We start from the raw sequence: 24620 nt of genomic DNA on the forward strand, positions 1-24620 counted from the left end.
CTGCGGACATGCGGAAACGGTGCGTGCATCATGGGGGGATGGTTGACCGGAGTTCAGATGGCGGCAAGCACGAGGCGCATGGTGCGCCCGAGAACGTGATCCTGGTGCATTGGCATGACCTCGGCCGGCATCTGGCGTGTTACGGAGCGCAGGGCGTGGAGAGCCCTCATCTCGACGATCTGGCCGCGCGGGGAATCCGGTTCAGCGACGCACACGCGACCGCGCCGCTGTGCTCGCCAGCCCGCGGATCACTGTTCACCGGGCAGTATCCGCACCGGAACGGCCTGGTGGGGCTGGCCCACCATGGCTTCGAGTACCACCCCGGTGTGCGGACCCTGCCAGAGTTGCTCGGCAACGCGGGCTACCGCACCGTCCTCTACGGTATGCAGCACGAAAGCGCCGACCCGCGCCGCCTCGGCTTCGACGAGGTGGACGTCACCGAGTCACGCTGCGACTACGTCGTCGCACGCGCCCAGGAATGGCTGACCGACCACGTCGCGCATGGGTTGGACCGGCCGTTCTTCCTCACGGCGGGCTTCTTCGAAACCCATCGGCCCTATCCGGCCGACGAGTACGAGCCGGCCGATCCCGACCGGATCGGCGTACCCGGGTTTCTGCCGGACACACCCGAGGTCCGCGAGGATCTCGCCGGTCTGCACGGCAGTGTCACCGCGGCGGACGCGGCGGTGGGCCGGCTGCTGGCCACCGTCGACGAACTGGGCCTGCGCTCGAGCACCTGGATCGTCTTCGTCACCGATCACGGGCTTGCCTTCCCGCGGGCCAAGTCGACGCTGTATGCCGAGGGCACCGGTGTCGCGCTCATCGTCGCCCCGCCACGCTCACGCGACCTCGCCCCGCAGGTCTACGACGATCTCTTCTCCGGGGTCGACCTCACCCCTACGCTCCTCGACCTGCTCGAGATCCCGGTTCCCGACGACGTCGACGGATACTCGCATGCCGGTGAGATCCTCACGCGCAGCGGACAACCCGTCCGTGCGGAGGTGTTCACCGAGAAGACCTATCACGATGCCTTCGACCCGATCCGCGCGGTTCGGACCAAGCAGTTCAGTTATCTGGAGAATTACGCGGAGCGACCCGAACTACTTCTGCCCCTTGATATTGCGGACAGTCTGTCGGCGACGGCCATCGACGCGCAGGTGATCGCGGCCCCGCGGGCCCGCGGGGAACTCTATGACCTCCAGACGGATCCGTACGAACGCACCAACCTCGCCGACGACCCGCGATACGCCGACGTGGTGGTCGCCTTGAGCGCCCGCCTGGCCCGCTGGCGTGCCGAAACCGGTGATGACCTGCCCTCGGAGGAACAGGGAACGGCCATCGCCGAACGGTTCATGGCGGCCTACCGGGAGAAGGCGGCGCACATGGCACCGGATCAGGAGGCGCTGCCGTCGCGGCATCCCGAAGGCGAGGGCCGCGAACTTGCCGGCGGTGTCACCACCGTGGCGCGCTGACACGCTGCACACACCGGCGCAAATGTAAAGAGTTTGACGCCGGGCGCTCATAAAACCCCAGGTTGCGAAGTGTTTTCGCGTCCAGGACACTTCGTGGGGTGTCGACGACGGAAAACTATCTGGTGTGTGCGAGCCAGCGCAGCGGCAGCACCCTGCTGGTGGAATCACTGGCCCACACCGGAGTGGCCGGGCGCCCGGAGGAGTTCTTTCAGTACTTCGCGACCTCGTCGCAATCGCCACAACCGCGGGAGTGGTTTGCCGGGGTGACGGACCCGGAGATCCTGTCGCTGCTCGCGCCGCTGGACCACGGCACCGTCGACATCCGCAACACCGACGACTGGCGCAGCGACGTCCTCGCCGCCGGGCGCACCGACAACGGGGTCTGGGGCGGCAAGCTGATGTGGAATCAGACGCCGCTGCTGATCGCCCGCACCCGCGTCGCGTCGGGATCACTGCGCACCGCAATCCGTTCGTTGTTCGACGGCGCCGACCCGGTGTACGTGCACGTCTACCGGGAAGACATTGTCCCGCAGGCCGTCTCGATGTGGCGAGCGGTGCAGACGCGAGTCTGGCGCGACGACGGCGGTGACCGTTCCGACGACGGCGCGGTCTACCACGCCCGGGGAATCGCTCACCTCGCCGGCATCCTCGCCGAACAGGAACGACAGTGGCGTAAGTGGTTTGCCGCCGAGGAGATCGAACCCCTCGACATCGAGTTCGTCGAACTCATCAAGGACCCCACGAAGGCCACCGCACGGGTGCTCGAGGCGATCCGGCAGGACCCGGCACTCGCGCCGCCGCCACCGCTCAAACCCCAGTCCAATGCGCGCTCCAAGGAATGGGCGCAGCGGTACCGCAAAGACGCGACCCGGAACGGATACCCACAGTGACAGCAACCGCCGATATAGACCCGACCTCCGACGTCGACCACGTCGCGGCCATCCGTGTGCTCGAGGCCGAGGCCGTCCACATCATCCGGGAGGTGGCCGCCGAACTCGAGCATCCGGTGCTGCTGTTCTCCGGCGGCAAGGACTCGATCGTGCTACTCCGCCTGGCGGAGAAGGCTTTTCGGCCGGCACCACTGCCGTTCCCGATCCTGCACGTGGACACCGGGCACAACTTCGACGAGGTGATCGAGTTCCGCGATCGCCGGGTGGCGCCGAGCGCGGACAACCCGGACGGTATCGAGCTGATCGTGGCCTCGGTGCAGGAGTCCATCGACAGCGGACGGGTTGCCGAGTCGACCGACCCCACCGGTTCCCGCAACCGGCTGCAGACCCGCACCCTGCTCGACGCCCTCGAGGCCGGCGGATTCGACGCCGCGTTCGGCGGTGCGCGACGCGACGAGGACCGGGCTCGCGCCAAGGAACGCGTCTTCAGCTTCCGCGACGAATTCGGTCAATGGGATCCGCGGGCGCAGCGTCCCGAACCGTGGTCCATCTACAACGGGCGCATCCGCCCGCGGGAATCGGTGCGTGTGTTCCCGCTGTCCAACTGGACCGAACTGGACATCTGGCGCTACATCGAGCTCGAGGACCTCGAACTGCCGTCCATCTATTTCGCCAGTGAGCGTGCGGTTTTCGACCGTGACGGGATTCTGCTCGCGGTGTCGGACCACTCGCAGCCCGACGATCCGGCGTCGGTGCGCTCCGAATGGGTGCGCTACCGCACCGTCGGCGACCTCACCATCACCGGGGCCGTCCGCTCCCGGGCCACCACCATCCCCGAGATCATCGCCGAGATCAGCGAGGCCACCGTGTCCGAGCGCGGTGAGACCCGTGCCGACGACCGCACGTCGAGTGCCGCGATGGAAGACCGCAAACGCGAAGGATACTTCTGATGACCGTGACCTCCACCGCCCCAGTCACTTCCGCCGGCGGCCGTCGATCGCCCCGCCATCAGCTCCTGCGCATCGCCACTGCGGGCAGCGTCGACGACGGCAAGTCGACCCTCATCGGACGAATCCTGCATGACACCGGGAGCCTGCCCACCGATCACCTCGCCGCGGTCACCAGCGGCGACGGCGATGTCGACCTCGCCGCGCTCTCCGATGGTCTGCGTGCCGAACGCGAACAGGGCATCACCATCGACGTCGCCTACCGGTTCTTCGCGACCGACACCCGCAGCTACGTGCTCGCCGACACCCCGGGACACGAGCGCTACACCCGCAACATGTTCACCGGTGCGTCGAACGCCCATGTCGCGATCCTGCTGATCGACGCCCACAACGGTCTGCAGCGCCAGACCCGCCGGCATGCCCGCATCGCCACACTGGTGGGCGTGCCACACGTGGTCGCCGCGGTCAACAAGATCGATCTGGTGGACTACTCGCAGGCCCGGTTCGATCAGATCCGGGCCGATCTCGCCGACCTCGCACGCCAGCTGGGAATCGACGAGATCGAGGCGATCCCGATTGCCGCCAAACACGGCGACAATGTGGTGCACGGATCGCCCAACACGCCCTGGTATGAGGGTCCGACCCTCCTCGATTACCTGGAAAGCGTTGAGCTGGCTGCACCTTCGCCGGTCCGCGAGGAACTGCGCCTGCCCGTGCAGTGGGTGTCGCGGCCCACCGAGAAGCATCGTCGTACCTATACCGGCCGGCTTGCCGCGGGCACCCTGCGGGTGGGGGACGAGATCACCGTGCTGCCGTCGGGCAGTCGAAGCACCGTGACCGCACTCGACACGCTCGACGCGCAGCGGGAGGTGGCCGTGGCCCCGCTGTCGGTGTCGGTGCAGCTCGCCGACGACATCGACATCGGCCGGGGTGACGTCATCGTCAGCGGCGACGAGGGGGCACACCTGCCGGTGCTCGCGCAGGAGATCGACGCCCACGTCTGCTGGCTGTCCACCACCCCGCTGCGTGCCGGTGACCGGGTTGCCCTCAAGAACGGCACCTCGACGGTCCGGGCCACCGTGCAGTCCCTCGAACGTCGCCTCGATCCGGACACCCTGATCGAGCATGTGGGTCCGAGTGCGTTGACGCTCAACGACATCGGCACCATCACGCTGCGTACCTCGTCGGTGATCACGGCCGACCGGTATGCCGAGAACCGCGACACCGGCGCGTTCATCCTCATCGACGAGGCGGGTAACGACACGGTCGCCGCGGGCACCATCCTGGAGCTCCGTGCCGTGGTGCCCGGCAAGGCGACCCGCAACGACATCAAGTGGCATCCGAGTTCACTGGCCCGCGCCGAGCGGTGGGCCTACACCGGTCAGCGCGGGGCGACGGTGTGGCTCACCGGACTTCCGGCATCGGGTAAGTCGACGGTGGCGGTGGCGCTCGAACGAGCGATCGTCGCGCGCGGCCGCGTCGCCTACCTCATCGACGGCGACAACATTCGGCACGGCATCTCCGATGACCTCGGCTTCTCACCCGGCGACCGGGCCGAGAACATCAGGCGGGTGGGGCATCTCGCGCGCTTGTTCGCCGACGCCGGGGTTATCGCGATCGCCTCGATGGTCTCGCCGCTGCGTTCGGACCGGGAGATCGCCCGCGAGCTCCACCGCGCGGCCGATCTGGAGTTCATCGAGGTCCACATCTCCACACCGGTCGCCGAGTGCGAACGCCGAGATCCCAAAGGTCTCTACCAGCGGGCCCGAACCGGCCGGCTCCGTGGCCTGACCGGCGTCGACGCGCCCTATGAGAGTCCGCAGCACCCGGACCTCCGGTTCGACACGACCGGCGCCGACATCGACGGACTCGCCGCGCTGATCCTCGGGGCGCTGATGGACCGCGGAATCATCTGAACGAGTTCAACTCTCGAAGAGACGCTGGCCCCACCACTCGCCCTCGGCGAGTCCGGGCGGCACCGCGAAGATGGACGAACCGTTGGGAATGAGGTACTCGGTCATCGCATCTCGCCGGGACAGCTCGTGCTGCATCGGGATGAACTGGTTTCGCGGATCACGGTTGAACGCGATGAAGAACAAGCCGGCGTCGAGGTGACCGAACCCATCGGAGCCGTCGGTGAAGTTGTAACCGCGACGCAGGATCTGCACACCGCCCAGATTGTCCGGATGTGCCAGCCGCACATGGGCGGTGCGGGGGATGAGTGGTGCACCGTAGGAGGTGATCTGGAAATCGGGGGTGTCGAACTCGCCCTTCTGGCCGAGTGGCGCGCCGGAGGATTTGGCGCGCCCGATGATCTGCTCCTGTTCGAGTAGATTGGCGCGGTCCCACGCTTCGATGTCCATCCTGATGCGGCGGGCGACGAGGTAGGTGCCTCCGGACATCCATTGCGCCGCAGGTGGATTGTCACCCGTCTCGACCCACACCCACCGGTTCAGCAGGTCGGTGTCCTCGGCGCGCAGGTTGGCGGTGCCGTCCTTGAAGCCGAACATGTTGCGCGGGGTCTCCTGCGCCTGGGTGGTGGAGGAGGTTCGTCCGAAGCCGAGCTGCGACCAGCGCACGGCCACCACCCCCAGGCCCAGCCGCGCCAGGTTCCGGATCGCGTGCACCGCCACCTGCGGGTCGTCGGCGCAGGCCTGCACGCAGATGTCGCCGAACGACCGGTCCGGCTCGATGCGTTCGGCCGCGAACGCCGGAAGGTCCCGCAGGGCAGCGGGTTTGCGGGCGGCCAGGCCGAAGCGGTCGCCGCGGTCGGGATAGGCGGCCGACGGACCGAAGAGGCCGGGTCCGAAACCGATGGTCAGCGTCAGCTTGGATGGTGAAAGTCCCAGCGCCTCACCGGTATCCGCGGGCGGCGTGTAGTCACCGAGCCCGACGGCCCCGTCGGGCACGGCCTCCTCCCCGCGGGTCATCCGCTCGGCGGCCGACGTCCACCGCTTCAGCATCGCCACCAGGTCGTCGCGCGAGTCGGTGATCACGTCGAAGCTGGCGAAATGCAGCCGGTCCTGGGCGGCGGTGATGATGCCGGCCTGTCGTTCGCCGCGGAATTCGACGACCTGGTCGTCGGTATCGCCGGTGTCGCCCGCGGAGGCGCGGCCCACCGCCACTCCGCCCGCCGCGGCGACCACCACTCCGGAACCCGCACCGCCGAGCAGCACACGCCGCGACAAGCGTCGTGGGGATTCGGTCATTTCGGCAGGACGAGCCCTGGCACCTGCGACAGTGTTGCCGACAGGGCGTCGATCTTGTTCGACAGGTCGCGTCGCTGATCTGCGGTGACCTGCGTGTAGGACACGTAGCCCTCACCCTGCTGGAACTTGTCGATCGCCGTCCGGACATCGCCGAACTGTGCGGTGATCTTGTCCATCAGGGCTTTGTCCTTCGCGACGATGATCGGCTGCATCGTGGCGATCGCTGTCTCCGAACCGTCGACGTTGGCCGCGAAGTCCCACAGGTCGGTGTGCGAGTAGCGATCCTCCTCACCATTCACCTTGGTGGCCGCGACCTCGTCGATGAGTGCCTGCGGACCCTGGACGAAAGACCTTGTCTCAAAGGTGAAGTCGGGCTTGTTCACCTCGTCGTGCAGCCGGTTGACGTTGGCGAGCAGCTGATCGGCCACCGCGTCGATGGCGGCCTTGGTGTCGGTCGCCTTGGCGTTGGCGGCGTCGGCCGGAGCGATCTGTCCTTCGGCGTCGCCGACCTCGTTGGGTTGCGGCGGCCACAGGAAGCGTTCGATCCGGTGGAACCCGGTGAACGGCTGCGCGCCGTCTTCGGTGTCGTCCCAGCGCATGTCGATTGCCGGGTCGAGGTCGGGGAAGGACTCGGCGACCGGCTCGATCCGCTCGTAGGGGGTGCGGGTCAGGCCGAACTGCGCGCGCGCCGCGTCGAGATTGTTGGCCTTGACGTTGTCCACAAAGCTCTTGGTCTGCGCCTGCAGCGTGTTCAGCTGGTTGCGAACGTAGCTCAGATACGCGGCCTTGGCTGCGTTGACATCCGCCGGAACCTCCGTCTTCTCCTTCTTCTCGCCGGTGACGTCGATCTCTTTGCGGATGCCGACGCCGACCATGCCCGGTTTGCAGGCCACGGTGTACGTGCCGGGGTCGACGATCTCGACGGTCAGATTGCCCGAGACGCCGGGGCCGATGTTCTCCACCTCGCCGAGAACACGGTTGTTATTGCCGTACACGTAGAACTCGGTGACCTTGGAACCGTTGTTGGTCACGGTGAAATCGACGTCGCCGGTCTCGGCGCTGGTGGAATCGAGATCGCAGGCCGCATCGCTGGAGGTGACCTTGATGGCACCGTCACCGCCGGCCTTGGAGGTGCAGGCGACCAGCAGCAATGGTGTGGCCAGCGCGAGGGCACTCGCCGCCACCGTGGTGGTGAGGTGTCGTTTCACCATCTGATTCCTTTCAGAGGCCGGCGTCGGGAGTTGCCGGGGTCGTGGGTGCGGCGTCGGGCGTGCCGCTCGCAGCTGCGGGGCTTCGGCGATTCGCGCGCACGAACAGCGGCAGCACGATCGCGATGTAGAGCACCCAGGCGATCACCTGCAGCACGCTGGGTTCGGGCCGGAAGTTGAAGATTCCCGCCAACACCGTTCCGTACCAGGAGGACTGATCGTAATGGGCGGAGATGTCGAAGGCGGTGTTGTCCAGACCGGGCAGCCAGCCGACGGTCTGCAGCGCGTGCACCCCGTAGGCGAGGATGCCCGCGGCGACGACGATCAGGAAGATCCCGGTGTAGAGGAAGAATCGGTGGAAGTCGAGGCGGATGGCGCCCAGATACAGCAAGACGGTGAGCACCACCGCCACCAGGACACCGAGGAGGAGGCCGAGCAGGGGCCACCAGCCGCCGGACACACTCTCCGCGTAGCCGACCATCAACAGCGCCGTCTCGAAGCCCTCCCGGCCCACCGCGAGGAACGCGAGACCCATCACCGAGACACCGCCGGCCATCAGGGCGCTGGACATGTTGGTCTTGAGGTCCGACGAGATGTGCGCGGACGCCTTGCTCATCCACAGCACCATGAATGTGACGATGGCCACCGCCACCAGAGACGCAATGCCGGCAATCAGCTCGGCGGCCAGGGGAGTCATCGTCGACGTGCCGAAGTGGATGACCAGGAAGACGATCACCACCATGGCCAACGCGGCGGCCACTCCGGCCCAGATCCACTTGAGGGCGTCGCGCCGGTCGGCGCGGGTGACGAAGGCGATCAGGATCATGACCACAATGCCCGTTTCGAGGCCTTCGCGAAGGCCGATGAGTCCGCTACCGAACATCTGCGCGAAAACCGAGGGCGCGCCACCCGCAGCGAGAATCTCCACCGTGCTCTTTTCGCCGCGCCCGGTTGGGCGACTGTGGTGAGGCTAACCAGACGACAGTAGCGCCAGGGGTGGGGAACCGGAAGTGAGGGCCGCGAGTTGTGCAGATGATTGGGTCAGAAGTCCCGGTTGTGCCAAGGTGGACGGTCGGCGCGCGTCGTCGTAGGTCAGATGGGCGCGAATCAGGTGAGGGCGAGTCAGGAGTGACGGTAGTGGGAGTGCGTAGCCGGGGATGGCGGCGTCGTGCCGGGGTGACCGGCCTGGCGGCGGTCGCGATGTCGGTGGTCGTGAGTGGCTGCGTCGACCTGCCCTCGTTCGACCGGCCGGACATCCCCGACGGCATTCCGCCCGGCGCGGGGACCCCGCAGCCCTACATCGACATCAACGCACCGGGCCGCACCGCCGAGCTCATGCGGGGCTGGGCGACGCCGATCGCGAAGTCCACGGGCATCCCGCTGGTGGCGCTCGAGGCGTACGGCAATGCCGCGGAGATCCAGCGGCAGCAGCATCCCGAATGCGGTCTGGCCTGGACCACTCTCGCGGGTATCGCGGGGGTGGAGAGCAAACACGGAACCCACCACGGCACGCGGCTCGCCGCCAACGGCGACACCTCACCGCCGATCCGGGGGGTGTCGCTCGACGGCACCCGCGGGAACATGAGGATCCACGACACCGATGGCGGTGCGCTCGACGGCGACTCCACCCACGACCGGGCGATGGGGCCGTTTCAGTTCATCCCGGAGACATGGACGCGCTACGGCGTCGATGCCAACGGGGACGGCAAGGCCGACCCGGACAACATCGACGACGCCGCCCTCTCCGCGGCGCGCTACCTGTGTGTCTCCTCCGGCGGCGACATGACCACACCGAACGGGTGGGAGAAGGCCGTCAAGGTCTACAACAACTCGATGGCCTATGTGCTCGACGTCCGCGATCACGCGAATGCGTACTCGGTCAACGTCCGGTACTGACCGGCATCCGGCGGCCCCTGCCCTTACCGCATCCTGCGGGACGGCAACGATTAGGCTTTGACCCGTACGTCGGTCGGCCACACCGGTCGGCCCTACCACCGAGATAGGGGTGCAACCGTGGCAATCATCGAGCAGGTTGGTGCACGAGAGATTCTCGACTCGCGGGGCAACCCGACGGTCGAGGTCGAGGTCGTCCTCGATGACGGAACGTTCACGCGGGCAGCGGTGCCCTCGGGTGCGTCGACCGGTGAACACGAAGCCGTCGAATTGCGCGACGGCGGTGATCGATACGGCGGCAAGGGTGTCACCAAGGCTGTCGAGGGTGTGCTCGGGGAGCTGGGTCCGGCGGTGCTCGGAATCGAAGCCGAGGAGCAGCGACTCGTCGATCAGGCCCTGCTCGACTGTGACGGCACCCCCGACAAGGGGCGCATCGGTGCCAACGCTCTGCTCGGTGTCTCATTGGCCGTCGCGAAGGGCGCCGCGGAGTCGGCCGGGCTGCCGCTGTTCCGCTACCTCGGCGGGCCCAACGCGCACATCCTGCCGGTACCGTGCATGAACATCATCAACGGCGGCGAGCATGCCGACAACGGAATCGACTTCCAGGAGTTCATGATCGCCCCGGTCGGCGCGCCGACCTTCAAGGAGGCGGTCCGCTGCGGTGCAGAGGTGTACCACGCGCTGAAGTCGGTGCTGCACAAGCAGGGACTCAACACTGCCCTCGGTGACGAAGGCGGTTTTGCCCCTGACCTGCCGAACACCGAGGCAGCCATCGCGGTCATCGGTGAGGCGGTCGGCAAGGCCGGCTACAACTTCGGCAAGGACGTGGTGATCGCACTCGACGCCGCTGCCACCGAATTCTTCTCCGGCGGTGTCTACAAGCTGGAGGGCAAGGACTACTCCTCCGACGACATGGTGCCCTTCTACGAGAAGCTCATCGCCGATTTCCCGATCGTCTCCATCGAAGACGGTCTGGCCGAGGATGATTGGGACGGCTGGGCCAAGCTGACCGAGGCGATCGGCGACAAGGTGCAACTCGTCGGCGACGATCTGTTCGTCACCAACCCGGAACGTCTCGAGGAGGGCATCTCCAAGGGCATCGCGAACGCGCTCCTGGTGAAGGTCAACCAGATCGGCACCCTCACCGAGACTTTGGATGCCGTCGCACTGGCACACAACAACGGCTACAAGACGATGATGAGTCACCGGTCAGGTGAGACCGAGGACACCACCATCGCCGACCTGGCCGTCGCATGTGCGTGCGGGCAGATCAAGACCGGTGCGCCGGCCCGTAGCGAGCGTGTCGCCAAGTACAACCAGCTGCTGCGCATCGAAGAGGGCCTCGGTGACGCGGCACGCTACGCCGGGGACCTCGCCTTCCCGCGCTTTTCGTTTGGTTCGTGATTAGCTGGAGTCCATGGCAACCGATGGGCATCGTGCTGGGCGCCGCCGGGTCCGTGACCCGCGCGGCGACTCACGCTCGGCTGAGCGTGCCCGTCGGACCCCGCGTCGTTCGCGGACAGCTCGTACCGCCTCGCCGGCCCCGCTCATCGATACCGCCGTCGACGAGACCGGGGAGCAGTTCTTCGACGAGGTCCCTGCCGAGAAGAGCCCGACGCCTCGGCCCGTGGCCGGCGCGTCGCGCACCCGCGGTGCACGCCGGCGGCCACGCTCGGCGGCGATGCTCTCCCGGGTCGGGAAGATCGACGCCAAGCGGGCCGTCGTCCTGGCGCTCGTGATCAGCGTCGTGGCCTTGACCCTGGCGATGCCGATGCGGACCTACTTCTCGCAGCGTGCCGAGTTGCGTGCACTCACCGCGTCCAACGTGGAGAAGCAACGTGAACTCGCCGACTATCGGCAGAAGGTCAACGAGCAGGACGACCCCGCCTACATCGAGGCCAAGGCCCGATCCGAGCTGTTGTTCGTCCGGCCCGGTGAGACGCCGCTGGTGATGATGTACCCGGGTGAACAAGAGCGTCGCGAAGCAGCCGAAGCTGCCGAAAAGCGCGCTCGCGCACCGTGGTACAGCCGATTGCTGGATTCGGTGGCAACCCCGCCCGGAGTCCGGTGAGCGTTTCCGACGAGGACCTCGAGACCGTCGCGCGGCAGTTGGGCCGCACGCCGCGCGGCGTGATCGAGGTGAGTTACCGGACGCCCGACGGCGCCCCCGCGGTGGTCAAGACCGCGCCGCGGCTACCCGACGGCACACCGTTTCCGACGCTGTTCTATCTCACCGATCCACGACTGACGGCCGAGGCCAGCCGGCAGGAATCGGCCGGGGTGATGAAGACCATGACCGCACGTCTGGCCGAGGATGCCGAACTGGCCGCGGCCTACCGGCGGGCACACGAGAGCTACCTCGCCGAACGTGACGCCATCGAATCACTCGGCACGGATTTCACCGGGGGCGGCATGCCGGACCGGGTGAAGTGCCTGCATGTGCTGATGGCGCATGCACTCGCCAAGGGGCCCGGCGTCAACCCGCTGGGCGACGAGGCGGTCGCGCTGGCCGCCGACAACGGGCTGCGCGGCACGGCCATCCCCGCCGACTGGCCCGCCGCTGCGGAACCGGACGAATCATGAGCGTCGTCGCCGCCGTGGACTGCGGCACCAACTCGATCCGGTTGCTCGTCGCGCGGGCGGATGGCGCCGGTCGCCTGGTGGACCTGCACCGGGAGATGCGTGTCGTGCGGCTCGGGCAGGGCGTCGATGCGACCGGCCGGTTCGCCGACGAGGCCATCGAACGGACACGTATCGCGCTCGCCGACTACGTCGACATCATGGAGACACTGGGCACCGAGCGAGTGCGGATGGTCGCCACCTCGGCCACCCGCGACGCCACCAATCGGGACTCGTTCTTCGGTATGACCGCCGAACTCCTCGGCTGTGTGGTGCCCGGCGCCATCGCCGAGGTGATCACCGGCGACGAGGAGGCGCGGCTCTCTTTCCTGGGGGCGGTGGGTGAGTTGGATTCGGCGCGAGGGCCTTTCGTCGTCACCGACCTCGGCGGCGGTTCCACCGAGATGGTGGTCGGCGACGCGGACGGCGTGCGTGCGGCCTATTCGGCCGACATCGGCTGCGTGCGCCTGACCGAGCGCTGCCTGCCGTCGGACCCGCCGACCGCCGATGAGGTCGAGGCGGCGCGGGCCTTCGCGGCGCAGAGGCTCGACGAGGCGTTCGAGCGAGTGCCGATCGAGGGCGCGCGCACCTGGGTGGGTGTGGCCGGCACGATGACCACACTCTCCGCGGTCGGTGCCGGGCTCGCCGACTACGACCCCGAGGTGATTCACCTGTCCCGCATCTCGCTGTCCGACCTCGATGACGTGTGCCGACGTCTCGTCGGCATGACCCGGGCTGACCGCGCGGCCCTGGGCCCCATGCATCCCGGCCGCGTCGACGTCATCGGCGGCGGCGCGCTGGTGACGATGGAACTCGCACGCCGGCTCACCGAACGCACTGCGATCACCGAACTCGTGGTGAGCGAGCACGACATCCTCGACGGCATCGCGCTGGGGCTGCTGGACTCGCCCACTGCCGGGGCTCAGGCGGAGACCGACTGACGCAGGCTGATGTTGTTGCACGCCTCGCAGACGGTGTCGGGGATGACACCGCGACGTTGCAGGAATCCGAAGGCGACGCAGCCGAGGCAGAGGCCGAAAACGAACTCGAGGGTGGCGGCGGCGATCAGCAGGCCGACGACGATCTGGGCGGCCAGGCCGAAGCCGAGCAGACTCAGCACGAGCGCAGAGGCGCTGAACACGAGACCGATGGTCTGCGCGAAGCGCTTGGGTGGCCCGGGGACGAGTTTGGTCTTGCGCCAGATCTTGGGTGCGATGAGCCGCACGGACAGCTGCCCGAACGGCGAGAACCGCGGCCCGGCCATCACGCGGAGCGCGAAACCGATCGCGAGGATGCCGTACAGCCACGGCTGGTCGATGAACACCGCCACGACCGCGAGTACGACGACGAGCCCGGCTGTCGAGCGGGCCGCGTAGTCGTTGACCGGATTGGGAAAGGTGAACATTGACCGCACCGACACCATCGACCTCCTGGCAGGACTACAAACACGACCAAGCTACGGGCCGCCGGCAATCATGGCAACGGTTGCGCGCACCGGGATTTCTCGAGCTCCTGCTCAGTCGCGTGACTCGCCGGCTTCGGCGGCCTCCACGGCGGCGGGTGCGGTGAACACGCCCGCGCCGGGTAGCGCGTCGGCCTCGTCCGGTGTATCGGCCGGTGCGGACTCGTGCGCGCCGTGCTCGTCCGACTCGATCTCGTCCACGATGGCGGCGTCGATGACGTCCCGTTCCTCGTCGAGCTTGGCCTTGCGGGCGGCCTCCCTCATCTCGAAACCGTCGGTGAAGATCTCGCCGACCTCGCGGGCCACGCCGGCGACCGCCCCGGTGATGATGGTGGCGATCTGACCGACGTGGTTCGCGGTCGACTCGACGAGCTCTTGGATCAGGTCCTTGTTGCGTTCGATGCGATCGACCATGGTGAGAGGGTACCGCTCAGGCGACCGACGCGGGCTTCTCGCGCTCGACGATGACGACCAGATCGTCGTCGTCGCGGGTCATGAAGTTCGGCAGCGAGAGCTTGGCGATCTTCTTCCACGTCGATCCGAGCTGATGGCTCAGCGAACCCGTGTTGTAGGGCAGGCCGTAGCGTTCGCAGATCTCGCGGACCTCGCCGGCGATGGTGGGGTACCGGCTGGCGGGCAGATCCGGGAACAGGTGGTGCTCGATCTGGTGCGACAGGTTGCCGCTCATGATGTGGAACAGGGTGCCGCCGGTGATATTGGCCGACCCCAGCATCTGCCGCAGGTACCACTGACCGCGGGTCTCGTCGGCACATTCCTCGGCCGTGAATGTCTGTGCGCCGGTGGGGAAGTGGCCGCAGAAGATGATCGAGTAGGCCCAGACGTTGCGGACCAGGTTGGCCGAGGCGTTGCCGAGCAGCGTACTGACGAACAGGGGGCCGGTGAGTGCCGGGAACACCACGTAGTCCTTGAGTACCTGACGACCGGCCTTGCGCCACATGCCTTTCAGAAGGCCCTTGACGTCACTCCACTTGCGCTTGCCGGCGACGAGGTTCTCGGCTTCGAGGTCGTGGAGCATGACGCCCCACTCGAACAGCAACATCAGGGCGGTGGCATAGCCGAGGTTGCCCAGGTAGTAGGGATTCCACTTCTGGTCGCGGGCCATCCGCAGGATGCCGTAGCCGATGTCGCGGTCCTCACCGAGGATGTTGGTGAAGGTGTGGTGCAGGTAGTTGTGGCTGTGCTTCCACTGGTCGCCCGGACACACGTTGTCCCACTCGAACTCTCGCGAGTTGTAGGTGTCCTCGCGCATCCAGTCGTACTGGCCGTGCATGACGTTGTGGCCGATCTCCATGTTGTCGAGGATCTTGGAGACCGACAGCGCACCGACACCGGCGAGCCAGGCGGGCGGGAAGAATCCGAGATACATGAGTGCGCGACCGGCGACCTCGAAGCCGCGCTGGGCGCGGATGATCGAGTACAGGTACTCGCGGTCCTTCTCACCGAGGTCGGCGACGACGCGTGCGCGCACTTCGTCGAGGTCGCGGCCGAGGGCCTCGACCTGCTCGTAGGACAGGACGACGGTGTTGGGGTCGCGCTGGGTGGCCTTCTGCTGGGCGGCCGGTTCGAGCACGGCGGGCAGGTGGGCGGGTCGAGGATCGGTGTCACGAGTCATTTCGAGTGTCATGGTGAGACCTCATTTCGGGGTGGATGTCGGTCAGGTGGTCAGATGGCGATCTCGACGTCGCCGACCGGGGCGTTGATGCAGAGCTGGATCTGCTTGTCGCCCTCGGTGTCGACGTCGCCGGTCAGCACGTTGCGTGTGCAGCCGGAGAGTTTGGTGGCCGTGCAGGAGAAGCAGATGCCCATTCGGCAGCCCGATTCGGGACTCAGTCCGGCCGACTCGGCCTGGTCGAGGATGGTGCGGCCGTCGTTGGCCGTGGCCGTGCCCGACGAGGAGAAGCTGAGCTCACCGGTGACGGGTTCGTCGGGGTCGATCGCGATGGGTGCCGCGATGGTGAACGCCTCACTGTGCAACGGATGGGCGATGCCGGTGGCCTCGTGGAACTCGGCCACCGCGTCCATCAGGGCTGTGGGTCCGCAGACGAAGACGTCGGCGTCGGTGAGACCGTCGATGCCGTCGAGGTGTGCGGCCGTGAAGTGCTCACCGTCGGCGCCGCGCGTGTAGTGCATGCGCAACTCGAGGTTGGGGTGAACGGCGGCCAGTGCAGCAAGCTCGCGGCGGTAGGCGACGTCGCTCGGTGTCGGCGCATAGTGCACGAAGACGACGGGACCGGAGTATCCCTCAGCCAACAACGTACGCGTCATTGAGAGTACAGGTGTAACGCCGCTGCCGCCGCTGATGAACACCGCCGCGGTGGGGTCGGTCGGGCCCAGGGTGAACTCGCCCTGTGCCTGGGACAGGCCGACGACGTCGCCGGTGCGCGCGGTGGTGGCCAGATGCCGCGACACGAATCCGTCGTCGTGTGCGGTGATGGTGAGCTCGACGTGGCCGTCGGGCCCGGATGCGGCGTTGGCCGGGGAGAAGCAGCGGGTGTGGCGGACTCCGTCGACCACGACGCTGACCTGCACGAACTGTCCGGCCTGGTGGCCTTGCCACTGGCGGGTGGGCTGCAGGTGGAGGCGTACGGTTCGAGGTGTGGGGTGCTCGACCCGCACGATCTGGGCGCGTAGATCGCGCCAGGTCAGCATCGGATCGAGAAGTTCGAGATACCGGTCCACCGGATGCGGTGAGAGGGCGGCTTCGACGATGGACCCGATCCATCTGTTGAGCCGTCCGCCGGTCTGCTGCGCGGTACCGACGATCGGATCGATGAGGTTGGGGTTGATGAGGCCGGGGGTGCGGATGCTCATGGGCTGGCTCCGTTTCCTGGGTGTTTCAGTGAACAACTGTACACGGAGAAGTGTGACACAGGGCGGCCGTCGCTCGTCAAGGCTTCGTCGGTGTGGCAGCCGTCACGGCTACCGGTGGGTCATGTCCGATTGCAGGTGGGACCGCGCTTAGACTCGGGTGGTGAGCCGGACGCGACACTCGACCCAGCGCGAGACGCAGTCGCGGGCCGACAAGAAGAATCAGACCCGGCAGGCGCTGCTCGACACCACCATGACGCTGGTCGGCGACCGCAGTTTCGGCAGCATCAGCCTGCGGGAGGTCGCGCGCGGCGCGGGAATCGTGCCAACCGCCTTCTACCGGCACTTCGCCTCGATGGAAGACCTCGGCGTCACCCTCGTCGAGGACTCGATGCGGGTGCTGCGCCGGACCCTGCGTGAGGGTCGACGCGATCTCGCGTCCCGGCAGGCACTGCCGACGGCCCAGAGTTCACTGGCCATCCTGTTGCGGCATGTCCGTGAGAACGAGCCCGCCTTCCGGTTCCTCGTTCGCGAGCAGCATGGCGGGATCGCCGAGGTGCGCCGCGCCATCGACACCGAGCTGCGGCTGTTCGCCAAGGAACTCGCCATCGATCTCGCCCGGATGCCCGACCTCGCGCGATGGGACGCCGAGGATCTCGAACTCGCCGCCGAGCTCATCGTGACGATCATGCTGACCGCGGTGGCCGACCTGCTCGACGGTGAGTACCGGGGCCGCGTCGCCGAGCGTGAGGTGGTCGAACGCACCGAACGCCAACTGGTCATGGTCTTCCTCGGCATGGGGCAGTGGAAGACAGGCGAGGGGCGAACAGGCGCGGCGCGAGCAGCCGAATCCTGATTGCCGGCTGAACCGATTGCAACCACCGCGATTTCAACGGTGGGCAGCAGGTGGCGGCTCGTCGAGGATCGTGGGACGGCCCGAGCGCGGGTCGGAGGCGAAACACGCCCCGGCCGGCCCCCGTACGACGCCGCGCCATCCGAGACGATGAAAGGTGCCCGGTGTCCCTGCATTTCCACTGGTTCCTGCCCACATACGGTGATTCACGCAATCTGATCGCAGGTGGTCATGGCAGTCAGATGTCGGGCGACCGGCCGGCGGATCTGCGCTACCTCAAGCAGTTGGCGGGGGCGGCCGAGATCAACGGATTCGAGGCGGTGCTGACGCCGGCCGGATTGTGGTGTGAGGATGCCTGGTTGACCACCGCGGCCCTGATCGACGCGACCGAGTCGCTCAAGTTCCTGGTCGCGTTCCGTCCCGGATTGATCAGTCCGACGCTCGCCGCCCAGATGGCGGCTACCTTCCAGTGGCATTCCCAGGGGCGGCTGCTGGTGAACGTCGTCACCGGTGGCGAGTCGAGTGAGCAGCGCGCCTTCGGCGACTTCCTCAGCAAGACAGCACGTTACGAACGTTGCGGTGAATACCTCGACATCGTCGGGAAACTGTGGCGCTCGCCCGATCCGGTCGACGTGGTGGGCAAATACCTCCGCGTCGAGGGGGCCCAACTGGGCCGACGGCCCGACCCGGTCCCCGAGGTCTTCTTCGGTGGTTCGTCGCCGGCCGCGGGTGCGGTGGCCGCGCGCCACGCCGACGTGTACCTCACCTGGGGTGAGCGGCCGGATGCGGTGGCGGAGAAGATCTCCTGGATCAAGGGTCTCGCCGCCGAGCAGGACCGTCAGGTGCGCCACGGCATCCGATTCCATGTGATCGCGCGCGAGACCTCGGAGCAGGCGTGGGCGCAGGCGCAGCGGCTGCTCGACGCGCTGGACCCGGCGACAGTGGCGGCTGCGCAGCGCAACCTCGCTCGTTCGGAATCCGAGGGGCAACGCCGGATGTCCGAATTACACGGTCGCGGTGAGGGTTTCGACGCCGCCGACCCGCGCTCGCTGGAGATTCATCCCGGCGTGTGGTCCGGAGTGGGTCTCGTCCGGGGTGGTGCGGGCACTGCGCTCGTCGGCTCCTACGAGGAGGTGGCCGGCCTGATCGCCACCTACGCCGACCTCGGTCTCGAGCACTTCATCCTTTCGGGCTATCCGCACCTCGAGGAGGCGTACCACTTCGGTGAGGGTGTGCGTCCGGCACTGGCGCGGCTCGGCCTGATCGACGACGAGGCGGAGTCCGGCGAGGCGGTGCGCGGGGCGTTCCTGCCGACTCTGCGCGCGGCCTCATCCTGATCGCACCCTGTCCTGTTCTGCGACAAACACTTCAACAACCGGAGGTTCACCCATGTCCACCGAATCCGTGGCCGATCAGATCGAATTCGCCTACTGGGTGCCGAACGTCAGTGGCGGCCTGGTCACCAGTGACATCGAACAGCGCACCAGCTGGGACTACGACTACAACGTGCGTCTTGCCCAGACCGCGGAGAACAACGGTTTCAGCTACGCACTCTCGCAGGTGCGCTACGAGGCCAGCTACGGTGCCGAATACCAGCATGAGTCAACGAGTTTCAGCCTCGCGCTGCTGCTGGCCACCCAGCGTCTGAAGGTCATCGCGGCCGTGCATCCCGGCCTATGGCACCCGGCGGTGCTGGCCAAGCTCGGTGCCACCGCCGATCATCTGTCGGGCGGACGATTCGCCATCAACGTGGTGTCGGGATGGTTCAAGGACGAGTTCACCCACCTCGGCGAGCCGTGGCTCGAGCATGACGAACGGTACCGGCGCAGTGGCGAATTCCTCGAGGTGATCCGCAAGATCTGGACCGAGGACAACGTCGACTACCGCGGTGACTTCTATCGCATCCATGACTTCACCCTCAAGCCCAAGCCGCTCAACACCCCGCAGCGGCCCAATCCCGAACTGTTCCAGGGTGGCAACTCGACGGCCGCACGTGCCAATGGCGGACGCTACGCCGACTGGTACTTCTCCAACGGCAAGGACTTCGACGGCGTCACCGAGCAACTCGACGACCTGCGCGCCGTCGCACGGGCCCACGACCGGGAGACCAAGTTCGGGCTCAACGGCTTCATCATCGCCCGCGACACCGAGTCCGAGGCCCGCGACACCCTGCGCGAGATCATCGAGAAGGCGAATCGGCCTGCGGTGGAAGGGTTCCGCGACGCGGTGCAACAGGCCGGCAACTCGACCGGCAACAAGAAGGGCATGTGGGCCGATTCCTCCTTCGAGGATCTCGTCCAGTACAACGACGGCTTCCGCACCCAGCTCATCGGTACGCCCGAGCAGGTGGCCGAACGCATCGTGGCCTACAAGCGCCTCGGCGTCGACCTGATCCTCGGTGGCTTCCTGCACTTCCAGGAGGAGATCGAGTACTTCGGTGAGCGGGTGCTGCCGCTGGTGTGCGAACTGGAGGCGGCGCAGGAGACCGCGGGGGTAGCGTGACCCAGGTGAGTTCGGCTGCCCGCATCGCGACCGCGCGCGAGGCGATCGCGGCGGCGCGGTCCCTGGCGCCGGAGCTGGCCGCCGGCGCGGCCCACCGCGATTCGTACCGGCAACTGCCACACGCGGAGATCGAACTGCTCTCGCAGGCGGGTCTGCTGGCCGTGACGGTGCCCGAGCGGTTCGGCGGACCGGATCTGCCACCCAGCGTGGTGGCCGAGCTGACCGCCATCCTCGCGGCCGCCGATCCGAACATCGCGCAGATCCCGCACAGCCACTTCGTGTATCTGAACCTGTTGCGGCACAACGGGTCTGTCGAACTGCAACGGCGCATCTTCGGCGCCGTCCGGGACGGCGGCCGGGTGGCCAACGCGCAGTCGGAGCGTGGCGGCAAAACCATCGCGGACATCTCCACGCGGCTCACCCCCGCGGCCGACGGCTATGTGCTCGACGGGGAGAAGTTCTACGCCACCGGGTCCCTGTTCGCCGACACGCTCGCGATTCTCGCGCGGCTCGACGACGTAGGCGATGATCACGCGCCGGGTGAGTACGTCGCTTTCATTCCGGCGTCGGCACCCGGGGTGGAGATCATCGACGACTGGAACGGTATGGGCCAGCGCACCACCGGCTCGGGCACCGTTCGCCTGCGGGGCGTGCACGTGGACGCCGCCGATCTGGTGGCCCGTGCCCCGGCGGTGTCGGCGCCCACCGGGTACGGCGCCTTCGCCCAGTTGCTGCACGTCGCCATCGACACCGGCATCGCGCGCGGCGCGTTGGAGGCGGCCGCGGAGTTCGTCCGGACCACGTCGCGACCATGGTTCGAGGCGGGCGTGGAACGGGCCGTCGATGATCCGCTGCTGGTTCAGCGATTCGGTGAGCTCGGGGTCGAGGTCGCGACCGCCGAGGCCACCCTCGCCGCGGCCGGACGCCGGGTGGACGAGGCAACTGGTTTCGCCGACCCGGATGCCGTAGCCGGCGACATCCCCGTGTCCCAGGTGATCGCGGACGCCTCCATCGCGGTGGCCACGGCCAAGGTCGTCGCCGACCGCGTCGCGAACTCGGTCACCTCGGCGCTGTTCGAGGTCAGCGGTACCCGCAGCGCCGGTGCCGATCTCGGCCTCAATCGGTTCTGGCGGGACGCACGTACGCACACCCTGCACGACCCGGTCCGCTGGAAGTATCAGCACATCGGTCGACGAGTGCTGCGTGGGGAGGACCCACCGTTGCACGGGGTGATCTGACCCCGGTGGTCTGACTGGCCGATCGTTCGAGCGCCCCGATCGTTCGAGCGACAGACGTTCTCGGCGAGGGCGCATATGCTACCGCTATGTCCGAGAGTCGAGTCAACACCCGGTTCGGGCCGTATCGCCTGGACGAGTTGCTCGGTCGTGGCGGCATGGGTGAGGTCTACCGCGCCTACGACACGGCCAAAGACCGTGTGGTGGCGCTCAAACTCCTGAAAACCGGTCTCGCACACGACGAGGTCTACCAGGAGCGATTCCGGCGGGAGTCGCACGCTGCGGCGCGGCTCGGCGAACCGCACGTCATCCCGATCCACGACTGGGGTGAGATCGACGGTGTCCTGTTCATCGACATGCGTCTGGTCGAGGGGGAGGATCTGCGTGCCCTGCTGCGTCGCGAATCGGTGCTCTCGCCGGCGCGTTCGGTGTCCATCGTCGAGCAGGTCGCCGCGGCCCTCGATGCCGCGCACCGGCAGGGACTCGTCCACCGCGACATCAAACCCGAGAACATCCTGGTGTCCGAGAACGATTTCGCCTACCTGGTGGACTTCGGTATCGCGCATGCCGCCGAGGACACCCATCTGACCCAGGCGGGTACCGCAATCGGATCCATCGCCTACATGGCACCCGAGCTCTTCGACGCCTCGCCGGTGAGCGCCTCCAGCGACATCTACGGGCTGACCTGTGTGCTGTTCGAATGCCTGACCGGGCGTGTGCCACACCCGGCCGACACGGTGAGCGCGGCGATCAAGGCGGCGGTTCTCTCGCCCCCGCCGGCACCGAGCGCGGTCAACGCCGAAGTCCCGCGGGCCTTCGACACAGTCATCCGCCGCGGACTCGATCCCGATCCGGCGCAACGCTATCCGACTGCCCGGGAGATGGCCGCCGCGGCGCGTGCGGCGCTGTCCGGGGACGTCGCCGACGCCGACGAGAGCGGGCTCCCCGCCGAGGGGGAGACCAATGTGATCCGGGCCCCGCAGACCGTGATCGCCCCGGGCGTCGGTGACTATTCACCGACGCAGGTGTCGACGACCGGTCCGCAAGGCCCTGGAGGAACCTCGAATCTGGCAGGTTCACAACAGTTCTCGGGGCCGCAGCAGCTTTCGGGGCCGCAGCAGTTTTCGGGGCCGCAGCAGTTCTCGGGACCCCAGAGCTATTCCGGACCCCAGCAGTACGCGGGTGGACCGCCGGGATACCCGGCCGCCTACCCCGCTGGATACCCACCGCCCGAGCGGCGCTCCGCCGTCATACCGATCCTGGTCGGTCTCATCGCGCTGGTGCTGATCGGACTGCTGGCGCTGGGGGGCTACTGGCTGGCGACGAGGGAGAACGATTCGTCGTCGAATGATGCGGATGCGAGCCGCTCCACGGTGACCCATGTGGTGTCGGTGCCACCGACCACGCAGGTGACAACACCCACCGGACCGGCCGCACCGCCACCGGGCTCGGCGCCGTGCGATACGACGGTCGGCGTGGGAACACCCGTGACGAGCTGTCCGTTCGCGTTCGCGGTGCGGGACGCCTATCTGCGCTCCGGCCCCAAGGGCCAGGCCAGGGTGATCTTGGCAGCCAGTCCGGTGACCGGACTGACCTACACCATGTCGTGCGTACCCGAATCGGGGATCGTGGTGTGCCGGGGTGGCAACGACGCGGTGGTACACATCTACTGATGACCATGCAGATGTTCCCTCGCCGGTGGCCCGTGCTCGTCCTCCTCTGTGTGGCGGCACTGTGTGCCGGCTGTGGCAGCTCGGCGGACAACGACCAGGCCCCGGTCACCGTGACCGTGACCTCGACGGGTTCGAGCCCCAGCACGGTCAGCGTGTCGTCGTCCTCGGCACCGTCCTCGGTTCCCGCCGGCAATTATCGGACCCTCTCGACGGGTTTCGCGCGGGTGGCACAGCAGACCGGGGCGATCGTCGGGATCGCCATCGCGCCCATCGGCGGTGCGGCGGTGCCGGCCCTGACCCTCGGTGATCGCCAGCCGCGGGTGGCATGGTCGACGATCAAAGTGCCGCTGGCTGTTGCGGCGGAACGCAAGAACGGGCAGAGCTCGGCGGAGACCGCAGCGATCGTGAACTCCGACAACGCGTCGGCCGAGTCGCTCTGGGCATCACTCGGTTCGTCGTCACAGGCGGCGGCCGCGGTGACCGCGGTTCTGCGGGAGGGGGGAGACGCCACCACAGTGGTGCCGGCACAGCAGTTGCGGGCCGGGTTCACCATCTTCGGGCAGACGCAGTGGGCGTTACCCGATGCGGCCACCTTCACCGCACATCTGCCGTGCATGCCCGGCACCGAGCATGTCCTGTCGCTGATGGGTCAGGTCGCGGGTAATCAGCAGTGGGGGGTGGAGATCATGCAGGCGCCGCGCTCCACCGCGGTGAAAGGTGGTTGGGGACCGGGCGATGCCAGCGGCTACCTGGTCCGGCAGATCGGGATCATCACCCACCGCAACGGCAAGCAGACCGCGATCGCGATGAGTGCCGTCGGCGGGTCGATGTCGGGTGGGATCGCGGCATTGAACACTGTCGCCAACTGGTTGGGCCGCAACATCTCCCGGTTGCCGCAGGGGTCGTGCGCCCGGTGACCCGGGCGGCGGTCGTGGCGGCCGTGTCGATCCTTCTGCTCGTCGCGTGCAGCCCGACTGGCGAGGGGGCGAGCCCATCCGGGCGAGGCGCCACGCCACCGCCGTCGACCACGGCCATGTCCTTGGCATCCCCGGCACCGTCGGCGGCCTGTGCACCGACGACGGTCGCGATCGATCCGGGCCACAACCCCGTGCCCATCGACGACTTCGACCCGGTCACCGGCGTCGCCGAGATCGACTACCCGAACGGTGCCGAGGACCGTGGCGTCTTCGCCGTGGCCGAGCAGGTTCGCGACATGCTGGTCGGCTTCGGATACCGCGTCATCCTCCTCAAGCGGGCCGTCGGCGAGAGTGTCACCTACCGGCAGCGGGTTCAGCGTGCCGCCGGTGCGACGATCGCGGTGAGCATTCACACCAGCCCCGGGGTCAACGCCGTGTTCGCCCAGCGTGTCGGCCTGTACCGGGAGGGCATCGGAGCCGACGGCCGGCAGCTGCGCGTCACCTTCACCAACCGCGCCACCGCTGCCCGCAGTGAGCGGTACGCGCACGCGGTCGCCGAGCAGCGGACGAGGATCGAAGGACGTCCGGTGGCCGTGCGCGACAATGACTTCGGTAGGCGCGCGCCTCTGTGGTCGGGCAATATCCCGGTGATCGCGCTCATCGCCGACACCGTGCCCTGGGTGTACAACGAGTTCGGTACGCCGGATGCCGGTGGCTCGACCGGCCTGCCGCGGGCTCGGCTCGACGCGTACGCGCGCGGTCTGGTGGCCGGTGTGCGGTCCGCGGTGCCGGTGTGCGTCACGTCGCGGTGAGGTTCCGATTGCATCTCGCCCGTGGTGGAGACCGCTGAACGCAAACTAACCTCATGTGTCTGCTGTTATTTAAGGGGCTCATGTGGCAACAGTGAAACG

General features: G+C 67.5%; 22 protein-coding genes and 1 pseudogene. 16 read left to right on the forward strand and 7 right to left on the reverse strand.

Translation table 11 applies throughout. From position 1 onward, the window contains the following. Positions 1 to 38 precede the first annotated feature (38 nt). From GBRO_RS07660 to cysC, 4 genes are all read left to right on the forward strand, one after another. The gene (locus GBRO_RS07660) at positions 39 to 1472 is read left to right on the forward strand and encodes a sulfatase family protein (RefSeq protein ID WP_012833405.1); all 1434 of its coding nucleotides are present in this window, start codon (positions 39 to 41) and stop codon (positions 1470 to 1472) included. Positions 1473 to 1570: 98 nt separating this feature from the next. Continuing rightward, positions 1571 to 2362: a trehalose 2-sulfotransferase gene (gene stf0 / locus GBRO_RS07665; RefSeq protein WP_012833406.1), complete on the forward strand. Its 792-nt coding sequence runs from the start codon at positions 1571 to 1573 to the stop codon at positions 2360 to 2362. Then, positions 2311 to 3312 (forward strand): sulfate adenylyltransferase subunit CysD, encoded by a 1002-nt coding sequence (cysD, locus tag GBRO_RS07670; protein ID WP_370452891.1) that lies wholly within the window; start codon positions 2311 to 2313, stop codon positions 3310 to 3312. The genes stf0 and cysD overlap by 52 nt, the downstream gene beginning before the upstream one ends. Continuing rightward, entirely contained in the window at positions 3312 to 5225 is a 1914-nt protein-coding gene (cysC, locus tag GBRO_RS07675; protein WP_012833408.1) for an adenylyl-sulfate kinase, read from the forward strand. Before cysD ends, cysC begins: the two co-directional genes overlap by 1 nt. A 6-nt stretch (positions 5226 to 5231) precedes the next feature. Here cysC and efeB read toward each other — a convergent pair whose 3' ends face one another. The 3 genes from efeB to efeU are packed head-to-tail and all read right to left on the reverse strand — an operon-like array spanning position 5232 to position 8654. Then, positions 5232 to 6518: an iron uptake transporter deferrochelatase/peroxidase subunit gene (gene efeB, locus GBRO_RS07680; RefSeq protein ID WP_012833409.1), complete on the reverse strand. Its 1287-nt coding sequence runs from the start codon at positions 6516 to 6518 to the stop codon at positions 5232 to 5234. Beyond that, positions 6515 to 7729 (reverse strand): iron uptake system protein EfeO, encoded by a 1215-nt coding sequence (gene efeO / locus GBRO_RS07685; protein ID WP_012833410.1) that lies wholly within the window; start codon positions 7727 to 7729, stop codon positions 6515 to 6517. Before efeO ends, efeB begins: the two co-directional genes overlap by 4 nt. Positions 7730 to 7739: 10 nt before the next feature. Then, positions 7740 to 8654 carry an iron uptake transporter permease EfeU gene (gene efeU / locus GBRO_RS07690; RefSeq protein WP_012833411.1) on the reverse strand — a complete coding sequence of 305 codons (915 nt, stop codon included), beginning with the start codon at positions 8652 to 8654 and terminating at the stop codon, positions 7740 to 7742. A 272-nt stretch (positions 8655 to 8926) separates the two neighbouring features. On the opposite strand from efeU, the gene GBRO_RS07695 reads away from it, so the two are divergent. The 5 genes from GBRO_RS07695 to GBRO_RS07715 all read left to right on the forward strand — a co-directional run bounded on the left by GBRO_RS07695 (position 8927) and on the right by GBRO_RS07715 (position 13179). After that, complete coding sequence (locus GBRO_RS07695; protein ID WP_115311799.1) at positions 8927 to 9622, forward strand: lytic transglycosylase domain-containing protein; 696 nt, start codon at positions 8927 to 8929, stop codon at positions 9620 to 9622. A gap of 117 nt (positions 9623 to 9739) precedes the next feature. Next, entirely contained in the window at positions 9740 to 11023 is a 1284-nt protein-coding gene (gene eno, locus GBRO_RS07700; RefSeq protein WP_012833413.1) for a phosphopyruvate hydratase, read from the forward strand. Between the two features lie 13 nt (positions 11024 to 11036). After that, entirely contained in the window at positions 11037 to 11690 is a 654-nt protein-coding gene (locus GBRO_RS07705) for an FtsB family cell division protein (protein ID WP_041919790.1), read from the forward strand. After that, a complete protein-coding gene (locus GBRO_RS07710) occupies positions 11687 to 12202 on the forward strand; it encodes a DUF501 domain-containing protein (protein WP_012833414.1) in 516 nt (171 codons plus the stop codon). Before GBRO_RS07705 ends, GBRO_RS07710 begins: the two co-directional genes overlap by 4 nt. Continuing rightward, positions 12199 to 13179: a Ppx/GppA phosphatase family protein gene (locus GBRO_RS07715; RefSeq protein WP_012833415.1), complete on the forward strand. Its 981-nt coding sequence runs from the start codon at positions 12199 to 12201 to the stop codon at positions 13177 to 13179. Before GBRO_RS07710 ends, GBRO_RS07715 begins: the two co-directional genes overlap by 4 nt. Here the strand turns inward: GBRO_RS07715 and GBRO_RS07720 are convergent. The 4 genes and pseudogenes from GBRO_RS07720 to GBRO_RS07735 all read right to left on the reverse strand — a co-directional run bounded on the left by GBRO_RS07720 (position 13161) and on the right by GBRO_RS07735 (position 16532). Beyond that, the gene (locus GBRO_RS07720; protein WP_041919791.1) at positions 13161 to 13658 is read right to left on the reverse strand and encodes a DUF4395 domain-containing protein; all 498 of its coding nucleotides are present in this window, start codon (positions 13656 to 13658) and stop codon (positions 13161 to 13163) included. The two genes, GBRO_RS07715 and GBRO_RS07720, sit on opposite strands and share 19 nt — an antisense overlap. A gap of 270 nt (positions 13659 to 13928) precedes the next feature. Next, positions 13929 to 14114, reverse strand: a pseudogene (locus GBRO_RS27520) (hypothetical protein); the annotation flags it as partial. Between the two features lie 16 nt (positions 14115 to 14130). After that, a complete protein-coding gene (locus tag GBRO_RS07730; RefSeq protein ID WP_041919792.1) occupies positions 14131 to 15345 on the reverse strand; it encodes a fatty acid desaturase family protein in 1215 nt (404 codons plus the stop codon). 38 nt (positions 15346 to 15383) lie between these two features. After that, complete coding sequence (locus GBRO_RS07735; RefSeq protein WP_012833419.1) at positions 15384 to 16532, reverse strand: ferredoxin reductase; 1149 nt, start codon at positions 16530 to 16532, stop codon at positions 15384 to 15386. Positions 16533 to 16692: 160 nt separating this feature from the next. Here GBRO_RS07735 and GBRO_RS07740 point away from each other — a divergent pair, with 160 nt between their 5' ends. The 7 genes from GBRO_RS07740 to GBRO_RS07770 all read left to right on the forward strand — a co-directional run bounded on the left by GBRO_RS07740 (position 16693) and on the right by GBRO_RS07770 (position 24521). Next, the gene (locus GBRO_RS07740; protein ID WP_041920325.1) at positions 16693 to 17385 is read left to right on the forward strand and encodes a TetR family transcriptional regulator; all 693 of its coding nucleotides are present in this window, start codon (positions 16693 to 16695) and stop codon (positions 17383 to 17385) included. 161 nt (positions 17386 to 17546) lie between these two features. Beyond that, positions 17547 to 18719: an LLM class flavin-dependent oxidoreductase gene (locus GBRO_RS07745; RefSeq protein WP_012833421.1), complete on the forward strand. Its 1173-nt coding sequence runs from the start codon at positions 17547 to 17549 to the stop codon at positions 18717 to 18719. A gap of 52 nt (positions 18720 to 18771) precedes the next feature. Further along, entirely contained in the window at positions 18772 to 19884 is a 1113-nt protein-coding gene (gene sfnG / locus GBRO_RS07750) for a dimethylsulfone monooxygenase SfnG (protein WP_012833422.1), read from the forward strand. Then, entirely contained in the window at positions 19881 to 21122 is a 1242-nt protein-coding gene (locus GBRO_RS07755) for an SfnB family sulfur acquisition oxidoreductase (protein WP_012833423.1), read from the forward strand. The genes sfnG and GBRO_RS07755 overlap by 4 nt, the downstream gene beginning before the upstream one ends. A gap of 86 nt (positions 21123 to 21208) precedes the next feature. Then, positions 21209 to 22792: a serine/threonine-protein kinase gene (locus GBRO_RS07760; RefSeq protein ID WP_012833424.1), complete on the forward strand. Its 1584-nt coding sequence runs from the start codon at positions 21209 to 21211 to the stop codon at positions 22790 to 22792. Continuing rightward, positions 22792 to 23709, forward strand: coding sequence for a serine hydrolase (locus GBRO_RS07765; protein ID WP_012833425.1), 918 nt, complete (start codon positions 22792 to 22794; stop codon positions 23707 to 23709). The genes GBRO_RS07760 and GBRO_RS07765 overlap by 1 nt, the downstream gene beginning before the upstream one ends. Before the next feature lie 116 nt (positions 23710 to 23825). After that, the gene (locus GBRO_RS07770; RefSeq protein WP_012833426.1) at positions 23826 to 24521 is read left to right on the forward strand and encodes an N-acetylmuramoyl-L-alanine amidase; all 696 of its coding nucleotides are present in this window, start codon (positions 23826 to 23828) and stop codon (positions 24519 to 24521) included. Positions 24522 to 24620 lie beyond the last annotated feature (99 nt).

Origin of the sequence: Gordonia bronchialis DSM 43247 (assembly GCF_000024785.1) — a bacterium.
Classification (GTDB): Bacteria; Actinomycetota; Actinomycetes; order Mycobacteriales; family Mycobacteriaceae; genus Gordonia; species Gordonia bronchialis.